The following is a 4,631-nucleotide window of genomic DNA, read 5'->3' on the forward strand; positions in this document are numbered from 1 at the left end:
CGGTCGCCGTAAGATGGCACCGAATGTCTCACCTAATAAAAGCATGGAGGGGCTGGCAGGCGGCTTGGTCACAGGCTTGCTTGTGGTCATCGGCATTAGTGTCTTTAAACTACAATTGACGGGTATTCCATTAATCGCCTTTATAGGCTTGTCGGCTTTGACAATTTTAGCGTCCGTACTTGGCGATTTGTTTGAGTCGATGCTGAAGCGCCGTGCTGATGTCAAAGACTCTGGAACCATTTTGCCAGGGCATGGCGGGGTACTTGATCGCATTGATTCGTTATTGTCTGCTACTCCGATATTTGCGCTTGGCTTTTGGGCGCTACAGCAGCTCGGTTTAATGGTCTTATAGCAATCAATAGTTTAAGAATAAAAAGTCTAAAAATAAAAAACTATCAGGCTAAAAATATAAAATAGGTAAGGCTTACATATTTGGTAGCGACTAGGCTACCTCGTATTAGGTTCTATACCTTATATTATTGTCTTTATTTCTCATTTAATTTCACCGTATTATAGGCACCGATGGTTATGACCCAACGCATCGCCGTACTAGGCGCGACAGGCTCGATAGGCGATAGCACGTTAGCAATTTTGGCGGCGCAACCACAGAACTACGACGTTTATGCCTTATCAGGCTATCACCGTTTAGATAAATTATTTGCGCTTTGCCAACAGTTTTTGCCAAAACGCGTCAGTGTGCCGACAGCAGCGGTTGATGAGTTCGCTCAGCGTCTCAGCGCTGCTGGTCTTAATATCGAAGTGGTCGGCGGTGCTTCAGGGTTGGTCGATATTGCGACTGATCCGCAAACCGATACGGTGGTTGCGGCGATCGTAGGCGCAGCTGGTCTGCCTTCTACTTTGGCAGCAGCGCGTGCAGGCAAGCGTATTTTATTGGCGAATAAAGAAGCATTGGTCATGGCTGGAAAGGTAATGATTAATGCGGTTAAAACGCATCACGCTACTTTGCTGCCTTTAGATTCAGAACACAATGCGATCTTCCAGTGTTTACCCTTTGCGATTCAACAAGACAGTAGCCAAATTCATCAGCAAAACCATGGCGTTCGTAAGCTTTGGTTGACCGCGTCTGGCGGGCCTTTTTTACAGCAATCGTTTGCGCAAATGCAGCAAGCTAGCGTCGCTGAAGCAGTTAAACATCCCAATTGGTCAATGGGGCAAAAGATATCGGTTGACTCAGCAACGATGATGAATAAAGGGCTTGAGCTCATCGAAGCTTGTCATTTATTTGATTTGAGTGAGGATAAGATAAATGTGGTGATTCATCCACAAAGTATCATTCACTCAATGGTAGAATATAGCGATGGTAGCTTTTTGGCGCAGCTTGGCAGCCCTGACATGAAGACGCCTATTGCCCATGCACTTAGTTACCCTGACCGTATCGATAGCGGCTCGCAGCCATTAGATTTATTTGCGTTAAGCGGTTTAGAGTTTATTGAACCTGATTTGCAAAAATTTGCCTGTTTGCGTTTGGCAAGGCAGGCGATGCAAGCGGGTACGCAGGCTACGATTGTGCTAAATGCGGCCAATGAGATTGCAGTTGCCGCATTTTTAAATGGGCAGATTCGTCTGACTGATATTGCCGACATTAATGCGCAAGCACTAGATGAGATACAAGTAGCGGTATTAAATGAGACTGCCGATATCGAAGATATTTTAGCGATTGATAACATAGCGCGTCAGCATACTGATACGTTAGTAGCAAAGTTGGCATGAATCTATAGAAGTTCAGTCATTTGATAAACGATGTTAAAAGAGCATATTGAGAAAAGATCATGACGTTTTTATTAACGCTACTTGCGGCAATATTTGTCTTAGGTCCGCTCATCGCCTTACATGAGTGGGGTCATTACATCGTGGCGCGTCTTTGCGGCGTTAAAGTACTGACCTATTCTATCGGCTTTGGTCCGAAACTCTTTGGTTGGACCAGTAAAAAAAGCGGCATTGATTATCGCATTTCGGCACTACCGCTTGGTGGTTACGTCAAAATGCTTGATGAGCGTGAAGGTGAGGTAGCAGCAGACGAGCTACATCTAGCGTTTAATCGTCAGCATCCGCTCAAAAAGATTGCGGTGGTTGCCGCCGGTCCTATCATGAATTTTGTCATCGCTATTGCATTATTTTGGGTGTTATTTATGACCCCGTCTGAGCAATTGGCAACAAAGATAGGGCAAGTGCTGCCAGATACCCCAGCAGCGATGGCACAGTTGCCTGTGGGTGATAAAATTGTCGCTATTGACGGTTATGAGGTGCAGACGTGGGAAGGTATTAACTATCGCCTTGCTGGGCGTATGGGTGAGACGGACAATGTCAGTGTTACCTTACAATCTGAGGCAACAGGTAGTAACGCCACCAAAACCTATCAAGCACCGTTTAAAGAATTTATGCAAGGGGCGGCGCAAGGCAAAGATGCGTTATCAAGCTTTGGTATGATACCGTGGCAACCAAACATTGCACCAATCGTTGGCAATTTAACGCCCGATGGCGCTGCCAGCCGTCAAGGCTTGCAGGTTGGTGACCGCATTACGGTTATTAATGGTAAAGAGATTACCGACTGGATTAGCGCCACGCGTATCATTCGCGACAATCCTGAAACCTTGCTTAATTTCACTGTCTTACGTGACGGCAAACAAGTTCAGTTATCCATCATGCCGCAAGGTAAAAAAGACAATTTAGGTAACGATTACGGGCAAATTGGTGCTATGGTGGCAGAGTCTGAAATCGTCATTCCTGACGCTTACAAAACCACCGTTGTCTATGGTCCTGGGGAATCTTTAATCAAGTCATTTGAAAAGACGGAACAGCTAGCCGTCATGACGGTCAGCTCAATGGGCAAGATGCTGTCTGGTATGATAGGTTTGGAGAATTTATCAGGTCCGATTACCATTGCGAAAGTCGCCAAACAAAGCTTTGATATTAGCTGGCAGATGGTATTATCGACAGCAGCGTTGATCAGTTTGAGCCTTGCGGTCTTGAATCTTTTGCCCATTCCAGTATTAGATGGTGGACATATTGTCTACTACCTTATTGAGCTGATACGCGGTAAACCTCTGTCTGAAGGCGTGCAAATGGTCGGTCTAAATATCGGTTTACTCTTGCTGGCAGGTTTCATGGTGTTAGCAATTGGTAATGATATCAGTCGGCTGTTTTGATAAATAATGCTGCCGTTTATCAACTAAAGCATGATGGTTTAATGCTTGTATGCTGCTACAGCGCAGGCAGTCCATGTAATACGGCGTTTATTTTCTATTACCGCTACTGTACTAATTTTATTTTTTAGTTTATTTTATGATGCGTTTTATATAAAGTGTCCTGAGTCTGCCTTGCTGGAGTTTTTCGACTTTATGCGAAATGGGCTAGACAACACGTGCTTTTTACCTTAACTTAAGCAAGTTTTTTATTGACGGATAGTGTTTATGCGTACGCCTTTATTTATGAGCGCGGCTGGGTTGCCGTTAGTTGTAGCAATGATGAGTATGCCGGTGCAGGCTGCAGAATTTGTGGTCACTGATATCGGCTTTAATGGTCTACAACGCCTAACTCCTGATAGTCTCTATCCAGTTTTGCCGATTTCGGTGGGTGATACGGTTAATGATAGTCGTTTGGCCGCCAGTATTAAGGCACTATATGCGACTGAAAACTTTGCTGATATTCAAAGTCGTGTCGAAGGCGGCAAGCTGCGCTTTGATGTCGTCGAACGTCCTATCATCGCTGAAGTCAACTTTGAAGGCAATAAACTTATCCCAAAAGAAGGGCTTGAGCAAGGGCTTGGTAACGCCGGTTTGTCTGTCGGTGATGTGTTGAAGCAAGCGACGCTGCAAGGTGTCGCCAACGAGCTACAACAGCAATATATTAGTCAAGGTTATTACAATAGCAATATCGAAGTCGATCAGACATTATTAGATGGTAATCGCGTCAAGCTTGATGTGCGCTTTATCGAAGGTAAACCCGCCAAAGTCGTCGATATCAATATTATTGGTAATAAGCACTTTAGTGATGAGCAGATTAAAGACGTTTTTGCGGTAAAAGAGTCGTCGTGGACGCGCCTGTTATCTAAGTCTGATCGCTATGCTAAAGAAAAGCTGGCGGCCAGTTTAGAAAATCTTAAAGCGCTTTATCAAAACGATGGCTATGTACGTTTTTCCGTCGATAATGCCGTTCTTAATATTAGCGAAGATAAAAGCAATGTGTTTATCGAAGTCAGTCTTAGCGAAGGCGAGCAGTATCAGTTTGGCGAGGTGAACTTCTTAGGTAAACCAACCTTTGATAACGCTGAGCTAAAAGAGCTGGTCACGTTTGCGCCCGATGAAAAATATTCGCAAGCCAAACTTGATGCGACCACTGCTGCACTGAAGAGCCGTTATGGTAATGAAGGCTATTATTTAGCACAAATCCGACCAGTACCGCGTATCAATGATGAGACCAAAGTGGTCGATATCGACTATTATATCGATCCTGCCCGTCCTATCTATGTGCGCCGTATTAACTTTACGGGTAACTTAAAAACCCAAGATGAAGTATTGCGCCGTGAAATGCGTCAGTTAGAAGGTACACTAGCCTCTAATGATAAAATTCAGCTGTCGCGTACACGCTTGATGCGTACCGGTTTCTTTAAA

The 4,631-nt window shown here is 44.7% G+C and carries 4 protein-coding genes; all 4 read left to right on the forward strand.

What is annotated here, in order from left to right; all coding sequences use genetic code 11:
* The coding region (locus V7D75_RS12825; RefSeq protein ID WP_333614864.1) for a phosphatidate cytidylyltransferase at positions 1–352 on the forward strand (352 nt) is incomplete at its 5' end.
* Between the two features lie 170 nt (positions 353–522).
* Positions 523–1,731 (forward strand): 1-deoxy-D-xylulose-5-phosphate reductoisomerase, encoded by a 1,209-nt coding sequence (gene ispC, locus V7D75_RS12830; RefSeq protein WP_333614865.1) that lies wholly within the window; start codon positions 523–525, stop codon positions 1,729–1,731.
* Between the two features lie 59 nt (positions 1,732–1,790).
* The gene (gene rseP / locus V7D75_RS12835) at positions 1,791–3,167 is read left to right on the forward strand and encodes an RIP metalloprotease RseP (RefSeq protein ID WP_333614866.1); all 1,377 of its coding nucleotides are present in this window, start codon (positions 1,791–1,793) and stop codon (positions 3,165–3,167) included.
* A gap of 264 nt (positions 3,168–3,431) precedes the next feature.
* Positions 3,432–4,631: outer membrane protein assembly factor BamA (bamA, locus tag V7D75_RS12840; protein ID WP_333614867.1), on the forward strand; the 1,200-nt coding region annotated here is incomplete at its 3' end.

This window comes from Psychrobacter sp. (assembly GCF_036731945.1).
Taxonomy (GTDB): Bacteria; Pseudomonadota; Gammaproteobacteria; order Pseudomonadales; family Moraxellaceae; genus Psychrobacter.